Below are 22,134 nucleotides of genomic sequence, written 5' to 3'. Positions count from 1 at the left end.
GCACCGGCTATCGGACAGGCGCCTCATGCTTCCTCACGGGAGGCGTGCACGGCGTATGGACCGGAGCGCGCTGCATCATGCAGAGGCGCGAGGGCTTCAGTGCCTGCACCACCACGTGCCCGGAGCGCTCCATGCGCAGCGTGTCGCCGGGGTGCAGCACGTAGTCTTTCGCATCGCCCTCACACGTGAGCCACAGCATGCCTTCGCGACACGTCAGCGTCAGGGGATGTCCGCTCCGGGTGCGCTCGCTCCACAAGGCGCCCTGGGCCAGGTGAACCGGGCCCACGTTCCGCGCTGGCGCTGCTTCGAGCCGCAGCCCGCTCACCACCGTCCTCATCCAGTCCCACATCACCGCGTCCTCCAGGGCACCAACATGCGCCCCCCGGGCGGTTGCGGAACAGATTCAGTCAGGAGAGATTGTGACCGGTACAGTTCTGCTCCAACGAACTGTGCCGGTCGCCGTCGGCGGGAGCTGTATCTGGGCAGCGGGCCCGTTCTCGTCTCCGATACCGGCCGTGGTGGATGCGGCTCACTTTGGGAGGAGCCATGGGCGCGGTGGCACACAAAGCAAAGCTCTACGAGCAGGTGGCCGAGCGGCTCGCGGATGCCATCTCCGCGGGCACCTTGCAGCCTGGAGACAGGCTGCCGTCCGTGCGGCAGCTCAGCCTGCGCGAGCGGGTGAGCATCTCCACGGTCCTCCAGGCCTACCTGCACCTGGAGTCCCTGGGCCTCATCGAGACGCGCCCCCAGTCCGGCCACTACGTGCGCCGCCGTGAGCGGCCCCGGCTGGCGGAGCCCCTGGTGTCCCGGCCCGCGTCTAGCGCCACCGCTGTCACCGTCAGCGGGCTCGTCGCGAGCGTCTACCGGTCCATGGGGGATGCGCGCATGGTCAAGCTGGGCGCCGCCTCGCCTGCGCCGGAGCTGCTGCCCGTCCGCAGGCTGTACCGCGAGCTGAACGCGCTCAGCCGCGAATCGCGCGACCGGAGCATCCTCTACGACGCGCTGCCCGGGTGTCCGGAGCTGCGCCAGCAGCTCGCGCGCCGCTCCATGGACTGGGGCTGCTCGCTGTCCGCGGACGACTTCATCACCACCTTCGGCACGTCCGAGGCCATCCACCTGTGCCTGCTCGCGGTGGCCCGCCCGGGAGACACCATCGCCATCGAGTCCCCCGCGTACTACGGAACGCTGCAGTCCATCGAAGCGCTGGGTCTGCGCGCGCTGGAGATTCCCTGCTGCCCACGCAACGGCATGCAGATGGAGGCGCTGGAGGCGGCGCTGACGCGGCGGCGCATCGCCGCGGTGCTGGCGGTGCCCAGCTTCAGCAACCCGGTGGGCAGCTGCATGCCCGACGTGCGGCGCCAGCGGCTGGTGAACCTGCTGGATGCTCACGACGTGCCGCTCATCGAGGACGACATCTACGGCGACCTGCACTTCGGCGCCGAGCGTCCGCGTTCATGCAAGGCATTCGACACGCGCGGCAACGTGCTGCTGTGCAGCTCGTTCTCGAAGACGCTCGCGCCGGGCTTCCGCGTGGGCTACGTAGCGCCGGGCCGCTTCCGGGAGCGGGTGGAGCTGCTCAAGTTCTCCACCTCCGTGACGACCGCCACGGTGCCCCAGTATGCGATTGCGCGCTTCCTTCAGAATGGAGGCTATGACAGGCACCTGCGCTCCTTGCGCCGCCGGCTCGCCGCGCAGGTGGAGCGCATGGCCGAGGCCGTGGCGGAGTCCTTCCCCGAAGGCACGCGCGTGACGAGGCCCTCGGGCGGCGCGCTGCTTTGGGTGGAGCTGCCGCGGCAGGTGGACTCGCTGGTGTTGAGCGCGAAGGCCCTGGAGGCGGGCATCAGCATCGCCCCGGGGCCCATCTTCTCCGCGCGGATGGATTCATATCGCCACTGCTTCCGGCTGAACTGTGGCCACCCGTGGACGCCGCGCATCGAGGCGGCCATGTCCACGCTGGGGGCGCTGGCGCGCAGCCTGACCTGACGTCGGGCTCAGCGCGCGAACAGCAGCCCCGCGCCTTCTCGGGTCGCCCGGTCCACGGCGCGGGAGATGGCCTCAATCGCCGGGGCGGGGGCTGCTGCCCGGCCGGACCGTGTCAGCTTCAGGCGGAGGGACGTCATGAAGCGGGCCCAGTCGCTCATGGGCATGTAGTCAGGGGCCCCGCTCAGGTGCTGGCGCAGGTCGTCGCGCACTTGCCGTACCTCCGCGGCCGTCCAGTAGCCCATGGAGGGGAAGTTGCGTCGCAGGCCAATGCCCTCCGCGACTGTCCGGTTCGGCGCCCGGCCCCAGACGAGGTGGCGCCACAGCTCGAACGTCCGCTTGGGACAGTTCTCTCCGATGACGACGTCCGAGGCGCGGACTTGCTTGTCGGTGGGCTTGAGGTCCGTCGCCAGCTCCATGCCCCCGGGAATGCCCAGTTCCTCGCGGGTGAAGTAGTCGGACAGCTCATCGAGCAGGTCCAGCATCGCGTCCGCGTGGCGGGTGGGGGGCTTGCTCAGGGACTCGGCGCCCTGCTGGAGCAGGTGGTCCACGAGGCCGAGGAGGGCCTTCAGCTCCTCGTCCGACTCAATGTCGGCCAGTTCCTCTGCGTTCAGGTGCTCCGTGTTCTCCCGCCAGAGCCAGTCGCGGAAGGCCGCGAGCCGCGCCGGCGTCAGCAGGGGGACGAGTCCGTCGGGCGGGGTCAGGTAGATGAAGACAGGGGCGCTCATGAGCCCTGTCTACTCTGGACTTGGACGCCTGGGGATGGCTGTGGTGCTTCCGGGACGGTGGGTGCCCGGTGGTGGCACGTCTCACACGCGGATGGGAGGCTCGATGAGCACGGGCTCGGTGGCCTTCGGGTCATCCGGGTCGAACGCGGGCGCGTAGGGACCGGCGTGGGTCTCCTTCCACTTGCGGGGCACGCGTTCGATGCCCACCGGGAAGACGGTGAGCCGTCCGTCTTCACCGATGCGCATGCGGAGGAAGTTCTTCCAGTCCGGAAGCGCCAGCGAGATGAAGGCCTCGTTGGAGTGCGCGCCGAAGCGATTCACGCTCAGCCACAGGTACAGGCCCATGACGAAGGGCCCCACCAGGAAGCCGCCCAGGAAGGTGAAGCCCGAGGACAGCAGGAACTTGCCCGCGAGGTGCCACCAGCCCGCCTCGCAGTGGATGCCGTCCGCGGCGAGCTCGGGGCACACGCCCAGGCCGCTCACCGTGAAGTAGGTGGCGCCCCAGGCCACGAAGAAGGCCGCGGCGATGTGTCCAAGCCCGTGGAGCGTGCCCGCCAGCGTGCGCCACTTGCCGAAGGCCGGGTCCGCCAGTCCGATGAGCCCGCCGATGGTGGCCATTCCCAGCACCAGCGTCCATGGCCGGGCCACCATGCTGTTGGCCACCGCCAGGATGACCTCTGAAAGCTGCGACATCCCGAACGAGCCCACCTCCGCGTAGGCCGCCAGCGCCAGCAGCAGGTACAGCATGCCGGTTATCAACCCGAACAGCGGACTGTGGCGGATGAGGAGCAGGTTCTGCCGGGCCAGCTTCCGGGACGTCCGTTCGTCCGGGAAGCTCTTCTGCAAGGTGTAGCCGTCCCGCAGGACGTGGGCGGAGGGCGCGTGCGTGGGGTGGAGGAACGCGCCGCCACCGCCCGCGGTGATTTTCTGCCGCCCGCCGGCGTCCTCGTGCCGCCGGTAGTGGTGCAGGTCCCCGGCGAGGAAGACGTTGATGCGCCGGCCGAACACCTTCTCCTGGAGGTACTCCAGGTTGTTCTCCAGGTAGCTGCCCTTGCGCCGCTCGGTGGCGGCCAGAATCCACGCGGGCTCCGCGTTGCAGAGGATGATGCGGTCGTCGGGGCCCATGTGGCTGGCCACTTCGCGGAAGTACTCCACCTGCGGCACGTCGATGTCGCTGTTGAGCTGCACGTCCGTGCCGATGAGCCACCAGCGCTGGGGCAGCTTCAGCGCGAAGTAGCTGCGGCTCTGCCGCGTGCGCCGGCCGGCAATCCACCGGTTCGCGCAGAACAGCCGCAGGAAGGCGCCGAGCCCGTCGTACCAGTCATGGTTGCCCGGAATCACGAACAGGTCCGGGCTGGGCGCATGCGAGCGCCGCATGGCCGCCTCATAGGGCTGGACGAGCCGCTCGTCGTACACCTCGCGGCTGGCGCCGGGGTACACGCCGTCACCGCCAAAGACGAGCAGCCGTCCTCGCTGGGTGGCGTGGGACTCCGCGTGGGACGGGCCCTGCACGGGCAGCGTCAACTCCGGCAGCGCCAGCAGCCGCGCCACCGCGTAGGTGGAGTTCCAGCCGTCGCCGGTGTCCGACACGTAGTCCAGCCAGAATCCGCCCTCCGGCATCGGCTCCTGCGAGTAGTCGAAGTAGGGCACCTGCGGCCGCACCACCGCTTCGATGAGCCGTTGGTCCGCGCGCGCGCCGAAGACGGCCGCCACCACCGCGTCCAGGCCCGTGCGCAGCAGCTGCGCGGGATGAAGCCAGCGCACCATGTCCGCCCGCTGCCGGGGATGTGCCGCGATGCTCTCGTCCGACACCGGCAGGCCCTCGCGCGGGGACAAGGCGTAGGGACGCAGGTCCTCGGCGGGGATGTCCTCTCGTGGCGGCTTCAGCGGCTCCAGCGGCTCGCGCTCAGCGGCCATGGGCGGGCTGCTCCAGGACGGGGCCGGAAAGGACGGTGAAGTCGAGCCCAGGGGCCGCGGGCGAGGACGTGTGGAATCGTGAACGCATGGCTGTCCTGGATTACCACGGCCGTGGCCCTCGCCTGGAGGCCAGGCGGGCGCGGTTCACGGTTCCCTGGGGCCGCCGGGTGGGGCACCCTGGGGGCATGCCGGACTCGCCGCTCAAGGATTTCCCGGTGGTTGTCTCCTTCCCCCTTCACTGGGGTGAGATGGACGCCTTCGGCCACGCCAACAACACGCGCACGTTCACCTGGTTCGAGACCGCCCGCATCCACTACTTCGCGCGCATCGGCCTGACGGGGCCGTCCGGAGCGGGGGACGAGCGGACGAACCGCGACGGCGTGGGGCCTATCCTGAAGGCCACCAACGCGGAGTACCTGCGTCCCGTCCTCTTTCCCACGCGCCTGGTGGCCGGCTGCCGCGCCACCCGCATCGGCACGTCCTCCATCACCCTGGAGCACGCGGTAGCCGGAGAGGACGACGGCGTCCTCTACACCCGGGGCAGTTGCGTCATCGTCACCCTGCGCTACGCCACGCACGAGAAGGTCCCCGTGCCGCCGGAACTCCGCGCGGCGATTGAAGCGCTCGAAGGGCGCTCCTTCAGCTCGTGAGTGAACGGCGGTTTTCGAACGGCGCGCCGTCCATGAGCGACCTGGCGCTGGGGTTCTACGAGGGCATGGCGGAGGAGTACCACCTGCTCTTCGCCAACTGGCCGCAGGTGGTGGAGCGGCAGGGCGCCATGCTGGACGCGCTGCTGCGCCGCTGCGAGGCGCCGCCGCCCCGGCGTGTGCTGGACTGCGCGTGTGGCATCGGCACCCAGGCGCTGGGACTGGCGGGCCGTGGCTACACCGTCCACGCCACCGATTTGAGCCCGGCCGCCGTGGCGCGTGCCGAGCGCGAGGCTCGCGCGATGAACGTGCACCTCACCACGGCCGTGGCGGACATGCGCGCGCTGGACGCGCAGGTGGAGGGCACCTTCCCGGTGGTGCTGGCGCTGGACAACGCGGTGACGCACCTGCTGACGGACGAGGACCTGGACGCTGCGGCGCGCGCCATGGCGTCGAAGCTGGCTCCCGGTGGGCTGGTGGTGCTGAGCGTGCGCGACGCCGACGCGCTGGTGCAGAGCCAGCCCCGCTTCACCTCGGAGCGGCTGCTGGAGGCGCCCGAGGGCCGCCGCATCCTCTTTCAAATCTGGGACTGGGCCGCGGACGGACGGACGTACACGGTGCACCAGTTCATCCTCCGCCCCGAGGGCAAGGGCTGGCAGGCCACCGAGCACACCGGCGTGTACCGCGCGCTCCAGCGCGTGGACCTGGAGCGGGCGCTCACGCGTGCGGGGCTGATGGATACGCGCTGGCACACGCCGGAGGAGACGGGCTTCCATCAGCCCATCCTCACGGCGCGGCGGGCCTGAGCTCCGCGCGAAGGCGGGCCGCTACTCGATGCGGCACGCCTCGCTGAAGTCCAGGCGAGGGTTGCGCGGGAAGAGTTTCTCCGCGTCGCCGTAGCCGAGGTTGATGAGGAAGTTGGACTTCCACTTCCCCTCCGGGAAGAACGCCGCGTCCACCTTCGCGTTGTCGAAGCCCGCCATGGGGCCGCAGTCCAGGCCCAGCGCCCGCGCGGCGAGGATGAAGTAGCCCCCCTGCAGCGAGCTGTTCATGTAGGCCGTCTTCTCGCGGGCCTCCGCGGGCATGGCGAGGAAGCCCGTCTTCATGTCGCGCGCGGGGAAGAGCTGGGGAAGCTTCTCGTAGAACGCGGTGTCGTACGCGATGATGGCCGTCACTGGCGCGTTCATCGTCTTGTCCACGTTGCCCGGGGACAGGGTGGGCTTGAGCCGCTCCTTCGCCTCGCGGCTCTTCACGAAGACGATGCGCACTGGCTGCGAGTTGGCCGCCGTGGGCGCCATCCGGGCCAGTGCATAGAGCTGCTGGAGGACGTCGTCCGCTACCGGATTTTCGAGCCACGCGTTGTGGGTGCGGGCGTCGAGAAAGAGCTGGTTGAGCGCGTTGGTGTCGAGGCCGGCCTGCTGCGTTGCCATGGGCGAGTCCCTTCCTGGAGTGGTCCGGCGCGTGACCTTCCCGGGCCACCGCCACGTTCCTTCAGGTAATGGGCGTGCTTTTAGTCTGCAAGTTACTTCCAAAAAGTAAGTAAATTGGGACTTCCGTGCCGGTGGCAGGGCGGCTCGCTATATTCGGGAAGAGGAGGCGCCAATGGAGCATCCGCTGACACGGTGTGCGCGGTTCGAGAAGGCCAGCGAGCTGATGGGGAAGCGCTGGACGGGCCTCATCCTGCGCATCCTGCTCGCGGGGCCCCGGCGCTTCGGCGAGCTGGGTGAGGAGATTGGCAGCATCAGCGAGCGCGTCCTGTCAGAGCGGCTCAAGGAACTGGAGGCGGAGGGCGTGGTGTCGCGTCACGTGGACGCGGGGCCTCCCATCCGCGTGGCGTACCAGCTCACGGAGAAGGGACAGGCGCTGTGGAAGGTCGTGGATGAGCTGGCGCGGTGGGCGGAGCGCTGGGTGGACGTGAAGCCCCCCTCCGCCGCGCGCAAGCGCAAGTCCGCGTGAGGCTCAGGCGCCGCCGCGCTTCGCGTCCGCTGGGGCGTTGGGGTGGCGGGTGAGCAGCAGGCGCAGCTGGGGTTGACGCCGCACCGCCTCTTGCTTCAGCAGGTGGGCGATGAGGGCCGGCGGGGCCGCGCTCCAGCGGGCGATGTTCTGGATGAGCATGGGCGAGCGGTAGGTGCGGCCGCACAGCAGTGACGCCGTCTTCCCATCCACCGGCAGGCCGATGAGCGCCGCCATCGCGCGGCCTTCCGTGTTGAGGATGAGCTCCACCTTCTCCTCCGCGGGGCCGCTGGAGAAGCGCTGGCGGAGCACCTCGCGCGCCGCGCGCCGCGTGGACTCCGGCACGTCGCGGTCATTGCCCACCTTGTGCAGCTCCATGAGCCGGCGTGCGCTCCACAGCCGCCGGAAGAGGCTGGCGGGGAGCTGCGGGTTGCGCACGAGCCAGCGCCGCACCCCTGTGTCCGCCGCGAAGGCCGCCCGGGCGCACAGCCCCTCCAGGCCGACGGGGTTGCGGTGGTAGCGCGCTACGAGCCGCGCATGGGGCAGGCCCGTGCGCGCGTTCTCCAACACGGCCTTGATGACGGCGGGTACCGGGTCGAAGCACAGCGCGGAGAGGATGGGGTCCTCCGCCGCGTGGGCGTGGGCGATGCGCTGGTCCTCGGGGAGCGGGTGCAGCCGCAGTTCGAAGAGCTGACGGTAGTTGCCCAGGGCTGCTTCGGGTTCGTCCTCGGAGGAGGGCTCGGCGTCCGGCGCGGTGTCGGGGGCGGGCGCGGCCTCCAGCGGTGTCAGGTCGAGCACGGGGAGGTCTGCTTCGGGCGCGGCGTCCAGCGGCGTCAGGTCGAGCACGGGGAGGTCTGCTTTGGGCTCGGGGGCCGCGGGAGACGTCCGTCGCTGGGGCTCGAAGGCCACTGGCGGAGCGGCGACAGGGGCCGCCGGGCTCGCGGTGGGCGTGGGCAGCAGCGCGCCCTGGGTGACGAGCCGGGAGAGGATGGTCCGCAGCCGCTCGAGGGGCAGGCCTGTCAGCGCGGGCAGGTTCCGGGCCGGGGTGGCGCCGTCCAGGCGGGAGAGCACGAAGCCCTCCTCTGGGCTGAGGGCCAGCGTCCGCAGGTCGACCGAGGGGTTCGGCTTGGGCATCCACTCCGTCATGGCTCCAGAGTCTTTCATGACCTGGAAGGCTGCGGCAGGCCCCGCTTGGGAGGGTGGCACCGGACTGGAAAACATGACGGATGCTGGACGGCCAGCCCGGCTGGTGGGCGTGCGGGGAGTACCCTTGCCTGTCCATGCCTACACGCTCTGCGTCGAGCCGGGTTGACGGGAGGGCGCCCTGGGGCCCTAACTTCCCACCATGTCCGACCGCATCGAGACCTATGCCGAGTTCTGGCCGTTCTACCTGCGGGAGCACGCGCTGCCGTCCACGCGCTGGCTTCACTTCACGGGCACCTCCCTGGGACTGGGGCTGGGCGTGACGGCCGTCGCCACGGGCCGCGGCGCGCTGGTTCCGGCCGCGCTCGTCGCCGCCTACGGCTTCGCGTGGTTCAGCCACTTCGTCATCGAGCGGAACAAGCCGGCGTCGTTCAAGTACCCGCTCTGGTCATTCATCTCCGACTTCCGCATGGCGGGGCTGATGGCCATTGGACGGCTGGCCCCGCACCTGGAGCGTGCCCGGGCGGGCGGCGTGGGCTCGGGTGAAGTGGCCCGCGCGGTGCCCGCGACGCAGCAGGCCCGCTAGCGAGCAGGCTCTCTGGCACGGAGGGAAGGCGGGCTTCGGGGTGCATTGACGCATCCGGGGCCCTCTCCCAGAATCCCACTCGTTTCGGGCATCCGCCCGGGGGATCTCCGTGAACCTGCTGACCCGCGTGAAGAAGAGTGTCCGGCACCGCGCCGCCTACAAGGCGTGGAGCCGTTGTCGAAGCTGCTCAGCCTGACGGGCTTCGGCCGTTATGGCCCGGGTCCTCAGCTCAAGCAGCCCGAGCCGCTGCGCCAGGCCGGCATCCCCGTCGAGTCCTACCGCTTCGATGTGGCGGAGCTGGAGCGCTTCTGGGACGGGCTCCAGGCGCAGAACGCCGTGATTCGGCACTTCTGCGGCTTCCAACCGTATTGGGAGAAGCGGCCGCAGTACTACTTCACCTGGAAGCAGATTGAACCGCTGGTGGCGCGCGAGGACGCCGTCTACGTGGACATCGCCTCCACCCCGAGCAGCCTGTACCTGGACGTGGTCCGGATGCTGGGGCGGACGCGGAACATCTACGCGCAGGACCTGGTCTTCCCGCCGGGCATCCACGGCCACCAGATTGGCGGCTCCGCGGCGGAGCTTCCGCTCGAGGACGGCTCGGTGGACGCGATGACGCTGCACTGCTCCTTCGAGCACTTCGAGGGGACCGCGGACACGGGCTTCATCCGGGAGGCGGGGCGCGTGCTCCGGCCCGGCGGCAAGGTCTGCATCGTCCCGCTGTACCTGGGCGAGTACGCCTTCACCATGTGTGACCCCGCGTGGGGTTACGACATCCGCCGCGACGCGGAGCCCATCATCCACCTCTTCCCTCGCTGGGGTGAGCGGCACGGCCGCTTCTACGACGCCATCACCCTGAAGGAGCGCGTCCTGGCGCCCGCGCACGCGGCGGGGCTTCAGTCTCGCGTCTTCCACTTCGAGAACATCATGGACCTGCACCCGACCTGCTACACGCACTTCGGGCTGGTGCTGGAGAAGCCCGCGAAGGTGTGACGCGCGGGGCGGGGGCGTTGACGGACGACAGTCGCGCGCCCTGCATTTGACACCGGGGCAGTACAGCCCAGGCTATCGCCGACCGTAACAGTCCGTCCCACACCGTTCGCGGTGCGGCGGGCGCAGTTGCGCGGAGGCAGGCATGGGTGGAATCGCGCGGAAGCTGGGCTGGGTGCTCCTCGCCGCCGCGGGCGCGGTGAGCCTGGGCACGGTGGCCCTGCACCGGGGAGAGCGCATCAACGCCATCTGGCTGGTGGTGGCGTCCGTCTCCGTCTACCTCATCGGCTATCGCTTCTACGGCCGCTTCGTGGCGCGCAAGGCGTTGGGCGTGGACCCCTCGCGCGCGACGCCGGCGCACCTGCGCAACGACGGCCTGGACTACGTACCCACGGACAAGTGGGTGCTGTTCGGCCACCACTTCGCCGCCATCGCCGGCGCGGGCCCGCTGGTGGGGCCGGTGCTGGCCGCGCAGATGGGCTACCTGCCCGGCACGCTGTGGATTCTGGTGGGCGCGGTGCTGGCGGGCGCGGTGCAGGACTTCGTCATCCTGGTCTTCTCCGTGCGCCGTGACGGCAAGTCCCTGGGCGACATGGTGCGCCTGGAGCTGGGGCCCGCCGCTGGTGTGACGGCGATGATTGGCGTGTTGATGATCATGATGATCATCCTCGCCGTGCTGGCGTTGGTGGTCGTCAAGGCGCTGGCGCACAGCCCCTGGGGCACCTTCACCGTCGCGATGACGATGCCCATCGCCGTGCTGATGGGGCTCTACCTGCGCTACCTCCGCCCTGGCCGCGTGCTGGAGGTCTCCGTCGCGGGCTTCGTGCTGCTGATGCTGTCCATCTGGCTGGGCGGCCACGTCGCCGAGCACCCCACCTGGGGCGAGGCCTTCACGTTCGACGCGCGCGCCCTGGCGTGGATGCTCATCGGCTACGGCTTCTGCGCGTCCGTGCTGCCGGTGTGGCTGCTGCTGGCGCCCCGCGACTACCTGTCCACCTTCCTGAAGATTGGCACCGTGCTGCTCCTGGCGGTGGGCATCATCCTGGCCGCGCCGGAGCTGCGGATGCCGGCGATGACGCGCTTCATCGACGGCTCGGGGCCCGTGTTCTCCGGCGGGCTGTTCCCCTTCCTGTTCATCACGATTGCTTGCGGCGCGGTGTCCGGGTGGCACTCGCTCATCTCCTCCGGCACCACGCCGAAGATGCTGGCCAACGAGGGGGACGCGCGGATGGTGGGCTACGGCTCCATGTTGATGGAGTCCTTCGTCGCCATCATGGCGCTCATCGCCGCGTCGGTGCTGGACCCGGGTGTGTACTTCTCCATGAACTCGCCGCCGTCGGTGATTGGCACCACCGTGGAGGAGGCCGCGCGCACCATCAGCCAGTGGGGCTTCGTCGTCACGCCGGAGGTGCTCAGCCAGACGGCCAAGGACATCGGTGAGTCCACCATCCTGTCCCGCGCGGGCGGCGCGCCGACGCTGGCGGTGGGCATGGCGCAGATTCTCCATGGCCTGGTGGCGGGCGAGGGGATGATGGCCTTCTGGTACCACTACGCCATCCTCTTCGAGGCGCTGTTCATCCTCACCACGGTGGACGCGGGCACGCGCGTGGGCCGCTTCATGATTCAGGAGCTGGCCGGCCTGGTGTACGCCCCGCTCAAGCGCACCGAGTCCTGGACGGCGAACATGGTTGCCACGGCCATCTGCGTGGCGGCGTGGGGGTACTTCCTCTACCAGGGCGTGGTGGACCCGCTGGGCGGCATCAACACGTTGTGGCCGCTGTTCGGCATCGCCAACCAGATGCTGGCCGCCATCGCGCTCACGCTGGCGACAGTCATCCTGGTGAAGATGAAGCGGCAGCGCTACGCCTGGGTGCCCGCGGTGCCCGCGGCGTGGCTGGTGCTCTGCACGCTGACGGCGGGGTGGCAGAAGGTGTTTGGCGACGACGTGCGCATCTCCTTCCTGGCCCATGCGCGGGCCTTCTCCGCGGCGGTGGCGGAGGGGCGGGTGGTGGCGCCCGCGGCGTCCGTGGAGGAGATGGAGCGCATCATCGGCAACGACTACCTGGATGCCGCCCTCACGGGCGTGTTCATGGTGCTGGTGGTGGCCACGGTGCTCTTCGGCGTGCGCGCCGCGCGGGCGGCCTGGCGGTCTCCGGAGCCCACCGCGAAGGAGTCACCCGCCGTGCCGCTGTCGGCGGAGGTCCGCTGACATGGCCGCCATGTGGGCATGGCTGGGGCGCGCGTGGCGCCGCGCGGTGCGAGTGGCTCGGCTGATGATTGGTGTTCCGGACTACGACACCTATGTCGAACACATGCGCCGCCACCATCCGGACCGGGAGGTGATGAGCTACGCCCGCTTCTTCGACGAGCGGCTCCAGGCCCGCTACCGCGGGGGCGGAGGCCGCTGCTGCTGAAACGGGGGCAGGGTGGGACAGGCCGGAGACCGGGCGGTCTGTCCTGGTCAACATCCGGGCCCCGAGGGCGCTACAGGGAGTAGCCACGCGGAACGTGGCCGACCTATACATCCCTCCCATGGGACGCATTTTCGAGACACGCAAGGCCACGATGATGGCCCGCTGGAACAAGATGGCGAAGGTGTTCACGCGGATCAGCAAGGACATCGCCATCGCGGTGAAGGCGGGTGGGCCGAATCCCGATTCGAACTCCACGCTGCGCCGAGTGCTCCAGAACGCCCGCGCCGCGAACATGCCGAAGGACAAGGTCGACGCGGCCATCAAACGCGCGAGCGGCCAGTCGGCGACCGACTACGAAATCGTACTCTATGAGGGCTACGCGCCCCACGGCATCGCGCTGCTGGTGGAGACGGCGACGGACAACGTCGTGCGCACCGTGGCCAACGTGCGCATGCACTTCAACAAGCACAGCGGGAACCTGGGCACCGCGGGCAGCGTGGCCTTCATGTTCCAGCGCATGGGCGTGTTCCGGTTGAACCCGGAGGGGTTGGACCTGGACTCGCTGGAGCTGGAGCTCATCGACCACGGCCTCCAGGAGATGGGCGAGGGCGTGGGGGAGAAGGGCGAGAAGCAGATCATCATCCGCTCCGCCTTCGCCGACTTCGGCCAGCTCCAGGCCGCCATCGAGGCAAAGGGACTGGTGCCCGTCTCGGCTGACTCCGAATACGTGGCGCTGAACCCCATCGAGCTGCCCGAGGACAAGGCCACCGAGGTGCTGGAGCTCGTGGACGCGCTGGAGCAGGACGACGACGTCCAGCGCGTGTTCCACAACCTGGCGTGAGGCTGGAGGCGGGGCCGGCCCTTGAACCGGGGCCGGTCAAGCCGTGACGATGGGGGCGGGCGTCAGCCGAGCCTGGCGCGGAACCCGATGGGGTTCTCGCCGTTGTAGATCATGGTGCCGGCCAGCGTCTTGCCGCCGTCGTTGGACGCGACGTTGAGGGCGACGACGTTCTGGCCATTGCGGGCACCAATCATCCAGAAGCCACCCGGGTTCCAGGGCGCGGAGTTGCCGCCCCATTGGTTCTCCACGGTGTAGGTGTCCGGCGAGGTCAGCGTGCCACGGAAGCCGATGGGGTTCTCGCCGTTGTAGGTCATGGTGCCCGTCAGCGTCTTGCCTCCGTCGTTGGACTTCGCGTCGACGTTGATGACGTTCTGTTTGCCCCGGGTGCCCAGGACCCAGACGCCGCCGGGATGCCAGGGCGCGGCGCTGCCGCCCCACTGGTTCTCCACCGAGTAGCTGTCGCCGTCAGTCGCCTCGCTCCTGAAGCCGATGGGGCCCTCGCCGTTGTAGGTCGTGGTGCCCGTCAGCGTCTTGCCGCCATCGTTGGACTTGATGCTGATGGCCACGATGTTCTGCTTGTCCCGGGCGCCGAGCACCCACACGCCGCCGGATTGCCAGGGCGCGGAGGGGCCACCCCACTGGTTCTCCACCTTGTAGTTGTTGGCCTCGGACAGGACACCGCGGAAGCCAATGGGGCCTTCGCCGTTGTACGTCATGGTGCCCTTCAACGTCTTGCCGCCGTCGTCGGACTTGATGTCGAGGGCCACCACGTTCTGCTTGTCCCGGGCACCGATGATCCAGAGCCCGCCGGGGTTCCAAGCCGCTTGCGAACCACCCCATTGATTCTGAACGAGATATGCAGCCATTCCAGACATCCTTTGAGTCGAGGTTGGACTGACAAAAACTACCTGTTGGAGCCTGGACAGGGCCGGCTCCGGCCGGCCTCGAAGCAGATGGCGTGCCAATTGACGCGAGAGGACCTGCTGCGTCGGGTGACGCCTGGAGTGTCTGGTGTCTTTCTATGCAATCGTTCCGCGCGGGTGGAGGTGTGTCTGGAATGGTGCGGATTGTATGTGTTTGTATTTAGGACCGCGGGGCGACGCCTCTCAGGGCTGGGTGGCCACCGCCCGAGTCACGATGGCCACCCTGGGTGTGTCCTGACTATTTGGTGAAGGTGATGGGCCCGTTGGACAGCGTGCTGTTGCCCGCACCGTCCACGGCGCGCACCCGCCACGTGTGGCTGCCCGTGGCGAGGTCCGTCACGGACATCTGCTCCGTGCCCACGCCGTACACCTCGAACTCCCACAGCGAGTAGCCGAAGCCCGTCGCGCGCTCCACGCCGCGCATCCGCACATAGCGCCCGACGCCGCTCAGGCCGGTGAGGTCATCCAGCCCGCCGTTGCCGTTGGCCTCCGTGTACAGCGTCCGCCAGCCCGTGCTGCCGTCGATGGAGGTCTCCACCACGTACCGGCGGCCGAACGCGGCCTCCCAGCGCAGCACCACGCGCTTGATGGAGTACACGCCGCCGAGGTCCACGGTGAGGGATTCCGTGTCGGGGCTGGCCACGTCGTAGCGGCTGGCCCAGCGCGTCTCCAGGTTTCCGTCCACCGCGTCGTTGGGGCTGCCGAACTCGGACGAGGTGGCCGCCACGTTGCGGCCCAGCGCCAGGTTGGTGCTCGTGCCCACGTAGGCCCGCGGCGTCACCGTGGGTGTGCGGTCCGCCCCGTCCACCAACAGGACGTACCGCGCCACGCCCGCGCCCACGTCCGTGGTCTGCTCCCAGATGAACGTCGTGGACGCACCCGGCACGGAAGTACCGGCCGCCGGTGACAGCGCCGTGAAGGCCGCGGGCGGCGCGGTGTCGTTGAGCGTGAAGGTGGCCGTGGCGGACGTCGTCACGCCGCCCGCCCAGTTGTACGCCCGCACGAACCAGGTGTGCGCGCCGTTGCCCAGGGACACGTTGGCCAGGGCCGCGGATGGCGTCTTCGTCGTCGCCACCGGGAAGGGACTGCCATCCAGGTAGACTTCGTAGCGGTGGATGCCCGTCTGCGGGTCGCTGCTGGGCGTCCACGTGAAGGTGGGCCGCGTGGTGATGGTGGCGCCCGACGCCGGCGTGAGCAGCGTGAAGGCCGTGGGCGGCGTCGCGTCCGACAACCCGAAGCCCTGGATGCCCGCGCCGTACTGGAACAGCGGGTTGCCGTACACCGGGGAGATGGGCAGGCCCAGTGCAATCCGCTGACGAATCTCCGCGCGCTGGGCCTCGGTGGCGCCCAGGTCGAAGGGCAAGTCCCACCGCTCCAACTGGTTGTTCTCCACGTCGGTGCCAATCTGGTCCAGGGAGCGCGGCAGCTGCCACGGCAGTTGGCCTCGCGGCAGCACGTCACCGAAGAGCACGTCCGCCACGGCGACGCCGCCCATGTCGCCGGGCCGGTACGCCATCAGCAGCGCGTTCGTCTGCGGCACCACGTTGGTCAGGATGTAGGGCCGCGGCAGAATCATCACCGTCGTCACCGGGATGTTCTGCGCCCGGAAGCCGGTGATGAGCCCGTACTGGTTGCCCCACTGGGGCTCGTGCGGAGGGCCAATCGGGTCGCCCGGCAGGTAGGGCTTCTCCTTGTCCCACTCGGTGCCGTGGGTGAAGTAGCTCTCGCCCGCCACGACGATGGCCGCGTTGACGGTGACGCCCGCGGGGGCCACGTCCTTGTAGACGGTGATGCCGTCCTGCTCCGCGCGCTGCTTGATGGCCTGGTAGATGGTGTGGTCGCCGAACTCCGTCCCGTGGAAGTCGGAGCGCCACGTCACCATGCAGGCCGGGTCATCCGCGCGGGGGCCGGCCACCACGATGCGCGAGCCGGCGGGCAGCCGCAGCGGCAGCGCGCCGTCGTTCTTCAGCAGCGTCATCGCGTTCTGCGCCGCGCGGCGAACCAGGGCCTTGTGGTCGGCCGTGTGCCACTCGGACGTGCCCGCCGGGCCGTTGCGGTACGGGTCCTCGAAGATGCCCAGGCGGAACTTCAAATCGAGAATCTTCCGCACGGCCTCGTCGATGCGGGCCGGCGTGACGACGCTCTCGAAGTCGCCCATCTGCTGCGGGTTGGCGCCGCCCATGACGTCCGCGCCCGCCATCGCCGAGCGCGACCACGCCCCCGACGGCAGCCAGTCCGAGCAGATGACGCCCGTGTAGCCCAGCTGCTGCCGCAGGTAGTTGAGGATGCCCGGGTTGTCGCCCGCGCCCCAGCCCTCCGGCCCGAGCAGCCAGCTGCCCGCGTAGCCGGGCATGATGCCGCTGGTGCCCGCCTCGATGGCCGCGTGCCACGGACGCATGTGGTAGTGGATGGTGGTGCCGTCGTAGGTGATGCCGCCCTCGCCTCCGGCGCCCTGGCCCGGCCAGTGCTTGGTCGTCACCCAGAGGGAGTGGGGGTTCACCTCGGGGCCACCCTGGAGGCCCGCCACCAGCGCGCGCGTCATGCCCGCGGCCAGGTCGGCGTCCTCGCCGCCGCCTTCCTGGATGCGCGGGTAGAGCACCTTGGTGCCCACCTCGGCCAGCGGCGACAGGGTGCCGCGGCTGCCCACCGCGAGCTGCTCGCGGCGCTGCATGTCACCCAGCTCGTAGACGGTGTCCATGTCCCGCGCCGCGGCGAGCGCGGGCTGCGTGGGCCAGCTCGTCTTGAAGCCGTGGATGGTGTCTCCCGCGTCGATGTGCGGGATGCCCAGGCGCGTGCGCGCGGAGGCGCGCTGGAAGCTCACGATGTCCGCCGGGCTGAGCGGCCCCATGGTGAAGCCGGCCTCCGGCACCGTCCTCGCCTCGTAGAACATCTGCAGCGCCTTCTCGTGCGGCGTCATGCGCGACATCAAGTCGTTGACGCGCACGGTGATGGGGTTGCCCCAGTCCTCGTACGGGTCGATGACGCCGTTCTTGTTGAGGTCGCGCCGGCCGTTGATGAGCGCCACGCCGTCATCCGCCGTCTCCACCACCGGCAGGTAGACGCTGAAGGTGCGCAGGTCGGAGCGGCTGGTGCCGCCACCGCCCAGGTTGGCCACGACGTACCACTTGTACGTCCAGCGGTCGGGCAGGTCCTGCGGCAGCGTGAAGGAGGTGGCGGTGGTGGTGCCCACCTGGGTGAAGCGGTCCAGCAGGCTGCCGGGCGCCATCCAGTCGTAGTCGTCGCGGCTCAGGTTGACGAACACCGTGTAGCCGGTGGCGCCGGTGACGGGCGCCCACTGGAGCGTGGGCCGGCGGGTGTTGGTGATGACCGCCGCGTTGGCGGGCGCCACCACGCGGAAGGCCCCCGTGACGGCGGGCGGCGGCTGCTTCGGGTAGGGGTCGGGGATGATGGTGCGGTCGCGGCCGTCCGGGCCGGTGGTGAGGGTGAATATCTCCACCCGCCACTCCGCGCCCTGCACCGCCAGCGCGGACACCGTCTGTCCGCGCAGCACCGTGCCGGTGGACGTGGTGACGGCCAGCCGGATGTCGGTGTTCGGCGCGGTGGGTGAGAACTGATTCTTGGACATCGTCACCACGGTGTTGGGCGGGAAGGTCAGCTCGTAGGTGAAGGGCCCGGGCGGGTTGCGCACCGACGGCGTGGTGTTGCCCTCCTCGGGCGTGGGCGTGACGCTGAGGGGCGCGGGCGACACGTTGATTTTCGCGTACGCCAGCTCGGGGAACAGCAGCTTCACCGTCTGGGGCGTGGTCTGCGGCGGCGGCTCCTGGGGGCCACCTCCGGGCACGTACACCTCGAAGGACCAGAGCGAGTAGCCGTAGCCGGTGCCGCGCTCGATGCCGCGCACGCGCACGTAGCGGGCGCTGCCCGACACGGTGATGTCGCGGCGACCAGGCGCGCCGTCGGTGATGGTGGGCGCCAGCGCCGTCCAGGTGCTGTCGTTGGTGGAGCCCTCAATCACGTACTGCTTCCCGTAGGCGCCCTCCCAGTCCAGCACCACCTTGCCCAGTTGCTGCGAGGAGCCCAGGTCCACGCGAATCCACTGCGCATGGGAGGTGTCGTCGGAGGACCAGCGCGTCGACGCGTCTCCGTCCACCGCGTAGGCCGGTGCCAGGTGCGCGGCGTTGGCCTCCACGCTGGAGGCCGTCGCGGGCCGGCCGCGGGCAAGGTCGCCCGATGGATGCGAGCCCCCGTACACGGCGAACTCCCAGAGGGAATAGCCGTAGTCGATGGCGCCTCGCTGCGTCCCGAGGATGCGGACGTAGCGGCCGTTGCCCGTCACCGCGAGGTCATCCACGCCGCCGTCGCCGTCCGTGACGACGCGCACGTCCTGCCACGCCGCCGCGTCGTTGGAGACCTGGACGCGGTAGCCCCGGCCGTACGCCGTCTCCCATGTCAGGACCACGCGGGAGATGGCCGTCGCCTGGCCCAGGTCCACGTAGAGCCACTGGCCCTCCGCGAAGCTGCTGCCCCAGCGCGTCCCGGCGTCGCCATCCACGGCGAAGTTGCCGGTGAGCCCGGGCTCCGCGGAGGACGTCACCACCGGACGGTTGAGCGCGAGGTTCGTGCCCGACTGGGCCTCCGCGCGCGTTCCCACCGCCATGAACAGCCAGACCGCGACGACGGCGCAGGCCCTGGCCAAAGACAGCCAGGGGCCGTGCGCGCCCTGCACACGGGAAATCGGCACACGCATGGGGAAAAGTGGACCGTTGGAGAAAGTGGGGGAGGGGGTGAACCAGCACGCAGCGACGATGAATGGCGTCCGAGCGGTCCTTTCCTTTCTGACGTCTATTCTATTCCTTCGGCATTGCAACAAAGTCAAACAGAGGCCGGATAATGCATCAAGTCAAGAAAGACGGGTGTGCGACCTGGGGCCCACGGCTCCCGTTACACGCGTCTTTTGTGATGTCTTTGTCTGGGATTGGACTGCATGCCGGAAAGGCGGGCGCATGGAGTCCCCACACGCGCCCGCGCACGTCGGCGTCCGGCTTCAGGCGTTGACGCCCACGCCCACCGGGCAGCTCACGCCGGTGCCGCCCAGGCCGCAGTAGCCACCCGGGTTCTTCTCCAGGTACTGCTGGTGGTAGTCCTCGGCGTAATAGAAGGGCGGAGCGGGGAGCAGCTCGGTGGTGATGGCGTCGAAGCCCCGGGCCGCCAGCGCCTTCTGGTACGCGTCACGGCTCGCCACGGCGGCGCGCTGCTGGGCTTCGCTGGTGAAGTAGATGCCGGAGCGGTACTGCGTGCCCACGTCGTTGCCCTGGCGCATGCCCTGCGTCGGGTCATGGCTCTCCCAGAAGACGCGCAGGAGCTGCTCGAGGGACACCTTCTTCGGGTCGAAGACGACGCGGACGACCTCGTTGTGTCCGGTGAGACCGCTGCACACCTCGCGGTAGGTGGGGTTGGGCGTCAGGCCTCCGGCGTATCCCACCGCCGTGCTGTACACGCCAGGCGTCTGGTAGAACTTCCGCTCCGCGCCCCAGAAACATCCCAGGCCGAAGTAGACCTCCTCCAGGCCTTCCGGCACGGGGCCCTTGATGGGTGTGCCCAGCACCTCGTGCTTCTCCGGGACGGGCATCACGTCCGAGCGGCCCGGCAGTGCTTCCTCCGGGGTCGGAATCCTCGGCTTCTTGGTCGGATTGAAGAACATGCCCTAGGCATAGCGGCCCGGCGTGCGCGATTCACCCCCAGAAGGGGCCGGCGTGCAGGCAGAGGGTGGCAGGCCGTCCCGCCTGCCGCGCTGCTTCATGCGCCCCCGAGCGTCGTGAGGGTGCGGGGCCAGTGGACGGTGAAGGTGGTGCCCTGGTCTCGGTTGGAGCGGACCTCCACGTGCCCCCCGTGTGCGCCGACAATCTGGCTGACGATGTAGAGGCCCAGGCCCAGGCTGCGCTTCTTCCTCGCGACGTCCTGCGGTGGCGCGGTTGCGGGCATGCTCTTGAACGGGTCGAACAGGCGCGGCATCAGCTCGGACGCAATCGGCTCGCCGGTGTTGTGGACCTCCAGCACCACCTCACGCGCCTCTCCGCGCACCGTGACACACACCGGTCTGTCTTCCTGGCCATGCTGGAGGGCGTTGGCCACCAGATTGCCCAGCACCTGCGATACCCGGTCCGGGTCCCAGTTCCCCCGGGTGTCTCCGTGCGCCTCGAACACCAGCGAGCGCTCCGGGGCGCTGACCCGGAGCTCCTCCAGCGTCGCCTGGCATACCTCCACGAAGTCCATGGGCTGGCGGGCCACGGGAAGCCCCCCGCCCAGGCGGGTGCGGGCGAAGTCGAGGATGTCCGTAATCATGCGCCCCATGCGCGCGGTGGCCTTGCGGATGCGGTCCACGGCGCGACGCTCGGGTGGAGTCAGGTCCTCGGACCGCGTGAGCTGGAAGGCCGAGGCGTTGATGGCGTTGAGTGGGTTGCGCAGGTCGTGTCCCAACACCGCCATGAGTTGTTCCCGGAAGTCCACCGCCCGCTGGAGTACGGCCTCCGCCCGCTTGTGGTGGGAGACATCCACCACCGTGCAGCTCAAGCCCAGCACCCCTTGGTCGGGCGTGCGGACCGGGTGGACGCTGGCCTGGAAGGTCCGGGCATCTCTAGGGATGGTGAACTCGACGGCGTCCACGGGTTCACCTGTCTCAATCATGCGGCGGAACATGGGCTCGAACGTGGCCACGGCCGTCACGGGGGCCATCTCCTGGAAGCGGCGGCCCAGGTGGGCTTCCGGCGAGTGGCCGTCGATGTCCGCCATGGCCTGGTTGATGCGCACGAAGCGCAACTCCCGGTCCAACTGGGCAATGCCCAAAGGTGTGGAGGCCAGCAGCGCGTCCAGTTGCGCCAGCGAGCGCTGGGCGTCCGCGTGGGCCTGGCGCTCGCGGGCCCGGAGCCGGGCCTGCACCAGGTGCGCGGTGGCTCGCTGCGCCATGGTCCGGAACAAGAGGGCGTCCGGTTCGGAGAAGACGAAGGCGGTGCGCGAGCACATGTACGCCATGCCCAGGAGTTGGTCGCCATCCAGCAGGGGCACGCCGTACACGGCGCGCAGCCCTTCCTGCTTCAGCGTGGGCAGTGTCACGCGAGGGTCCGTGGACGCTGAGCGCAGCGTCAGGGGCTGACGCTGGCGGAGCACCTCGCCCACGAATCCTTCCTCCCGCTCCAGCGACACGCCGAGCGCCTCGTCCGCGCCCAGGCCCACCGCGGCGCGCACCACCAGCGCGTCGCCTTCCACCAGCACGAACGCCGCCGAGTCGACCGAGAGCGCAGACTCCACCAGGACGGTGAGCAGCCGCGAGGGGAGGCTGGCCATGGAAGGGCTGTCCAGCGCGGCCTGCGTCATCCGGTCCAGGGCCTGGAGGATGCGCTGCCGCCCCTGGGAGAAGGACGTCACCGTCCGGGTGACAATCCGGTCCAGCGCGTCCTCCATCCGCTCCAACTCGCCCGGCGCGGGGTAGGCCGCTTCGGCTTCCATCCTGTGGAGGATGCACTTGCGCAGGAGCGCGTACTCGGACGCCACCTGGCCCAGGTCGAAGCCGGCGTCCAGCCGGGACATCGCGTGCTCGTCCGGCACCGTGGTGAGGATTTCGTCCGGGCCGTGGTCGATGAGGTCCGCGAGCATGTTGAGCAACTGGGGCATGTGGTCCAGCAGCCACGAAGGCTGCGCCGCGTGTCCCACGTGAAACGCTCGCATGGCCCGCTGCCAGTCCTCCAGCACCTCCTCCTGGTGGGCGCGCAGGAACTCCGCCGCCTTGAGCGTCCGAGCCCCGGAGGCCTCCTTGTCGCCCGCTGTGCGTGACTCTGTCTCCAGCATCACTGGCCTCCCGAGGCCCTGGGGCCGCCCACCCCGCCGTTCACCTCCATTCTGGGGACGATGGCGCCTGCGTGCCTCGTCCCACCGTCGCTGGAGGCGGGCCCGGTGGACGCCACCACGGGCGGCACTGCGGCGCACCGTCCGCTCGGACGTCCAACTTCGGGCGCTTGCCACCGTGTCCATGCGCTGTGGAGCTGTGGGCCCGCACG

At 69.6% G+C, this 22,134-nt stretch carries 18 protein-coding genes; 9 read left to right on the top strand and 9 right to left on the bottom strand.

Going from position 1 to position 22,134, the window contains the following annotated elements; genetic code table 11:
- Positions 1-7: 7 nt before the first annotated feature.
- Positions 8-349: a DUF2917 domain-containing protein gene (locus OZ403_RS37335; RefSeq protein ID WP_268782992.1), complete on the bottom strand. Its 342-nt coding sequence runs from the start codon at positions 347-349 to the stop codon at positions 8-10.
- 197 nt (positions 350-546) lie between these two features.
- Here OZ403_RS37335 and OZ403_RS37330 point away from each other — a divergent pair, with 197 nt between their 5' ends.
- On the top strand, positions 547-1,983 hold the full coding sequence (locus OZ403_RS37330; protein ID WP_268782991.1) for an aminotransferase-like domain-containing protein: 1,437 nt from the start codon (positions 547-549) through the stop codon (positions 1,981-1,983).
- An 8-nt stretch (positions 1,984-1,991) separates the two neighbouring features.
- Here OZ403_RS37330 and OZ403_RS37325 read toward each other — a convergent pair whose 3' ends face one another.
- Together OZ403_RS37325 and OZ403_RS37320 are read right to left on the bottom strand one after the other, a co-directional pair.
- Positions 1,992-2,708 carry a hypothetical protein gene (locus OZ403_RS37325; RefSeq protein ID WP_268782990.1) on the bottom strand — a complete coding sequence of 239 codons (717 nt, stop codon included), beginning with the start codon at positions 2,706-2,708 and terminating at the stop codon, positions 1,992-1,994.
- A gap of 81 nt (positions 2,709-2,789) precedes the next feature.
- Complete coding sequence (locus tag OZ403_RS37320; RefSeq protein WP_268782989.1) at positions 2,790-4,625, bottom strand: metallophosphoesterase; 1,836 nt, start codon at positions 4,623-4,625, stop codon at positions 2,790-2,792.
- A gap of 185 nt (positions 4,626-4,810) precedes the next feature.
- Between OZ403_RS37320 and OZ403_RS37315 the strand changes: the two genes are divergently transcribed.
- Together OZ403_RS37315 and OZ403_RS37310 are read left to right on the top strand one after the other, a co-directional pair.
- On the top strand, positions 4,811-5,275 hold the full coding sequence (locus OZ403_RS37315) for an acyl-CoA thioesterase (protein ID WP_174259088.1): 465 nt from the start codon (positions 4,811-4,813) through the stop codon (positions 5,273-5,275).
- Positions 5,276-5,307: 32 nt separating this feature from the next.
- Positions 5,308-6,078 (top strand): methyltransferase domain-containing protein, encoded by a 771-nt coding sequence (locus tag OZ403_RS37310; protein ID WP_174259001.1) that lies wholly within the window; start codon positions 5,308-5,310, stop codon positions 6,076-6,078.
- 21 nt (positions 6,079-6,099) lie between these two features.
- Here the strand turns inward: OZ403_RS37310 and OZ403_RS37305 are convergent, their stop codons facing one another.
- Positions 6,100-6,702, bottom strand: coding sequence for a malonic semialdehyde reductase (locus OZ403_RS37305; protein WP_268782988.1), 603 nt, complete (start codon positions 6,700-6,702; stop codon positions 6,100-6,102).
- 172 nt (positions 6,703-6,874) lie between these two features.
- On the opposite strand from OZ403_RS37305, the gene OZ403_RS37300 reads away from it, so the two are divergent.
- Positions 6,875-7,228, top strand: coding sequence for a winged helix-turn-helix transcriptional regulator (locus OZ403_RS37300; protein ID WP_140857774.1), 354 nt, complete (start codon positions 6,875-6,877; stop codon positions 7,226-7,228).
- Positions 7,229-7,231: 3 nt separating this feature from the next.
- Here the strand turns inward: OZ403_RS37300 and OZ403_RS37295 are convergent, their stop codons facing one another.
- Positions 7,232-8,371: a hypothetical protein gene (locus tag OZ403_RS37295; protein WP_268782987.1), complete on the bottom strand. Its 1,140-nt coding sequence runs from the start codon at positions 8,369-8,371 to the stop codon at positions 7,232-7,234.
- Positions 8,372-8,570: 199 nt separating this feature from the next.
- Here OZ403_RS37295 and OZ403_RS37290 point away from each other — a divergent pair, with 199 nt between their 5' ends.
- The 5 genes from OZ403_RS37290 (at position 8,571) to OZ403_RS37270 (ending at position 13,199) form a co-directional block, all read left to right on the top strand.
- Positions 8,571-8,954 (top strand): DUF962 domain-containing protein, encoded by a 384-nt coding sequence (locus OZ403_RS37290; protein ID WP_140800363.1) that lies wholly within the window; start codon positions 8,571-8,573, stop codon positions 8,952-8,954.
- Positions 8,955-9,128: 174 nt separating this feature from the next.
- Entirely contained in the window at positions 9,129-9,947 is an 819-nt protein-coding gene (locus OZ403_RS37285; RefSeq protein ID WP_201800544.1) for a methyltransferase domain-containing protein, read from the top strand.
- Between the two features lie 142 nt (positions 9,948-10,089).
- The gene (locus OZ403_RS37280) at positions 10,090-12,153 is read left to right on the top strand and encodes a carbon starvation CstA family protein (RefSeq protein WP_140857768.1); all 2,064 of its coding nucleotides are present in this window, start codon (positions 10,090-10,092) and stop codon (positions 12,151-12,153) included.
- A gap of 1 nt (position 12,154) precedes the next feature.
- Positions 12,155-12,358 (top strand): YbdD/YjiX family protein, encoded by a 204-nt coding sequence (locus tag OZ403_RS37275; protein WP_152039059.1) that lies wholly within the window; start codon positions 12,155-12,157, stop codon positions 12,356-12,358.
- A gap of 118 nt (positions 12,359-12,476) precedes the next feature.
- A complete protein-coding gene (locus tag OZ403_RS37270) occupies positions 12,477-13,199 on the top strand; it encodes a YebC/PmpR family DNA-binding transcriptional regulator (protein ID WP_011556981.1) in 723 nt (240 codons plus the stop codon).
- A 62-nt stretch (positions 13,200-13,261) separates the two neighbouring features.
- Here the strand turns inward: OZ403_RS37270 and OZ403_RS37265 are convergent, their stop codons facing one another.
- The 4 genes from OZ403_RS37265 to OZ403_RS37250 form a co-directional block, all read right to left on the bottom strand.
- The gene (locus OZ403_RS37265; RefSeq protein ID WP_140795929.1) at positions 13,262-14,065 is read right to left on the bottom strand and encodes a lectin OAA family protein; all 804 of its coding nucleotides are present in this window, start codon (positions 14,063-14,065) and stop codon (positions 13,262-13,264) included.
- A 295-nt stretch (positions 14,066-14,360) separates the two neighbouring features.
- Positions 14,361-18,740 carry a discoidin domain-containing protein gene (locus OZ403_RS37260; RefSeq protein ID WP_268782986.1) on the bottom strand — a complete coding sequence of 1,460 codons (4,380 nt, stop codon included), beginning with the start codon at positions 18,738-18,740 and terminating at the stop codon, positions 14,361-14,363.
- 387 nt (positions 18,741-19,127) lie between these two features.
- On the bottom strand, positions 19,128-19,784 hold the full coding sequence (gene msrA / locus OZ403_RS37255; protein WP_268782985.1) for a peptide-methionine (S)-S-oxide reductase MsrA: 657 nt from the start codon (positions 19,782-19,784) through the stop codon (positions 19,128-19,130).
- Positions 19,785-19,879: 95 nt separating this feature from the next.
- Positions 19,880-21,925 carry an ATP-binding protein gene (locus OZ403_RS37250; RefSeq protein WP_268782984.1) on the bottom strand — a complete coding sequence of 682 codons (2,046 nt, stop codon included), beginning with the start codon at positions 21,923-21,925 and terminating at the stop codon, positions 19,880-19,882.
- Positions 21,926-22,134 lie beyond the last annotated feature (209 nt).

The organism is Myxococcus sp. NMCA1 (assembly GCF_026810205.1).
GTDB classification, from domain to species: Bacteria; Myxococcota; Myxococcia; order Myxococcales; family Myxococcaceae; genus Myxococcus; species Myxococcus xanthus_A.
The sequence above is the reverse complement of the archived record's forward strand: the minus strand, read 5'-3'. Positions and strand labels throughout refer to the sequence as shown.

Coding starts and splice junctions, on each gene's coding strand:
- OZ403_RS37335 (WP_268782992.1), bottom strand. CDS start 349: ATGTGGGACTGGATGAGGACGGTGGTGAGCGGGCTGCGGCTCGAAGCA.
- OZ403_RS37330 (WP_268782991.1), top strand. CDS start 547: ATGGGCGCGGTGGCACACAAAGCAAAGCTCTACGAGCAGGTGGCCGAG.
- OZ403_RS37325 (WP_268782990.1), bottom strand. CDS start 2,708: ATGAGCGCCCCTGTCTTCATCTACCTGACCCCGCCCGACGGACTCGTC.
- OZ403_RS37320 (WP_268782989.1), bottom strand. CDS start 4,625: ATGGCCGCTGAGCGCGAGCCGCTGGAGCCGCTGAAGCCGCCACGAGAG.
- OZ403_RS37315 (WP_174259088.1), top strand. CDS start 4,811: ATGCCGGACTCGCCGCTCAAGGATTTCCCGGTGGTTGTCTCCTTCCCC.
- OZ403_RS37310 (WP_174259001.1), top strand. CDS start 5,308: ATGAGCGACCTGGCGCTGGGGTTCTACGAGGGCATGGCGGAGGAGTAC.
- OZ403_RS37305 (WP_268782988.1), bottom strand. CDS start 6,702: ATGGCAACGCAGCAGGCCGGCCTCGACACCAACGCGCTCAACCAGCTC.
- OZ403_RS37300 (WP_140857774.1), top strand. CDS start 6,875: ATGGAGCATCCGCTGACACGGTGTGCGCGGTTCGAGAAGGCCAGCGAG.
- OZ403_RS37295 (WP_268782987.1), bottom strand. CDS start 8,371: ATGACGGAGTGGATGCCCAAGCCGAACCCCTCGGTCGACCTGCGGACG.
- OZ403_RS37290 (WP_140800363.1), top strand. CDS start 8,571: ATGTCCGACCGCATCGAGACCTATGCCGAGTTCTGGCCGTTCTACCTG.
- OZ403_RS37280 (WP_140857768.1), top strand. CDS start 10,090: ATGGGTGGAATCGCGCGGAAGCTGGGCTGGGTGCTCCTCGCCGCCGCG.
- OZ403_RS37275 (WP_152039059.1), top strand. CDS start 12,155: ATGGCCGCCATGTGGGCATGGCTGGGGCGCGCGTGGCGCCGCGCGGTG.
- OZ403_RS37270 (WP_011556981.1), top strand. CDS start 12,477: ATGGGACGCATTTTCGAGACACGCAAGGCCACGATGATGGCCCGCTGG.
- OZ403_RS37265 (WP_140795929.1), bottom strand. CDS start 14,065: ATGGCTGCATATCTCGTTCAGAATCAATGGGGTGGTTCGCAAGCGGCT.
- OZ403_RS37260 (WP_268782986.1), bottom strand. CDS start 18,740: ATGGCGGTGGGAACGCGCGCGGAGGCCCAGTCGGGCACGAACCTCGCG.
- msrA (WP_268782985.1), bottom strand. CDS start 19,784: ATGTTCTTCAATCCGACCAAGAAGCCGAGGATTCCGACCCCGGAGGAA.
- OZ403_RS37250 (WP_268782984.1), bottom strand. CDS start 21,925: ATGCTGGAGACAGAGTCACGCACAGCGGGCGACAAGGAGGCCTCCGGG.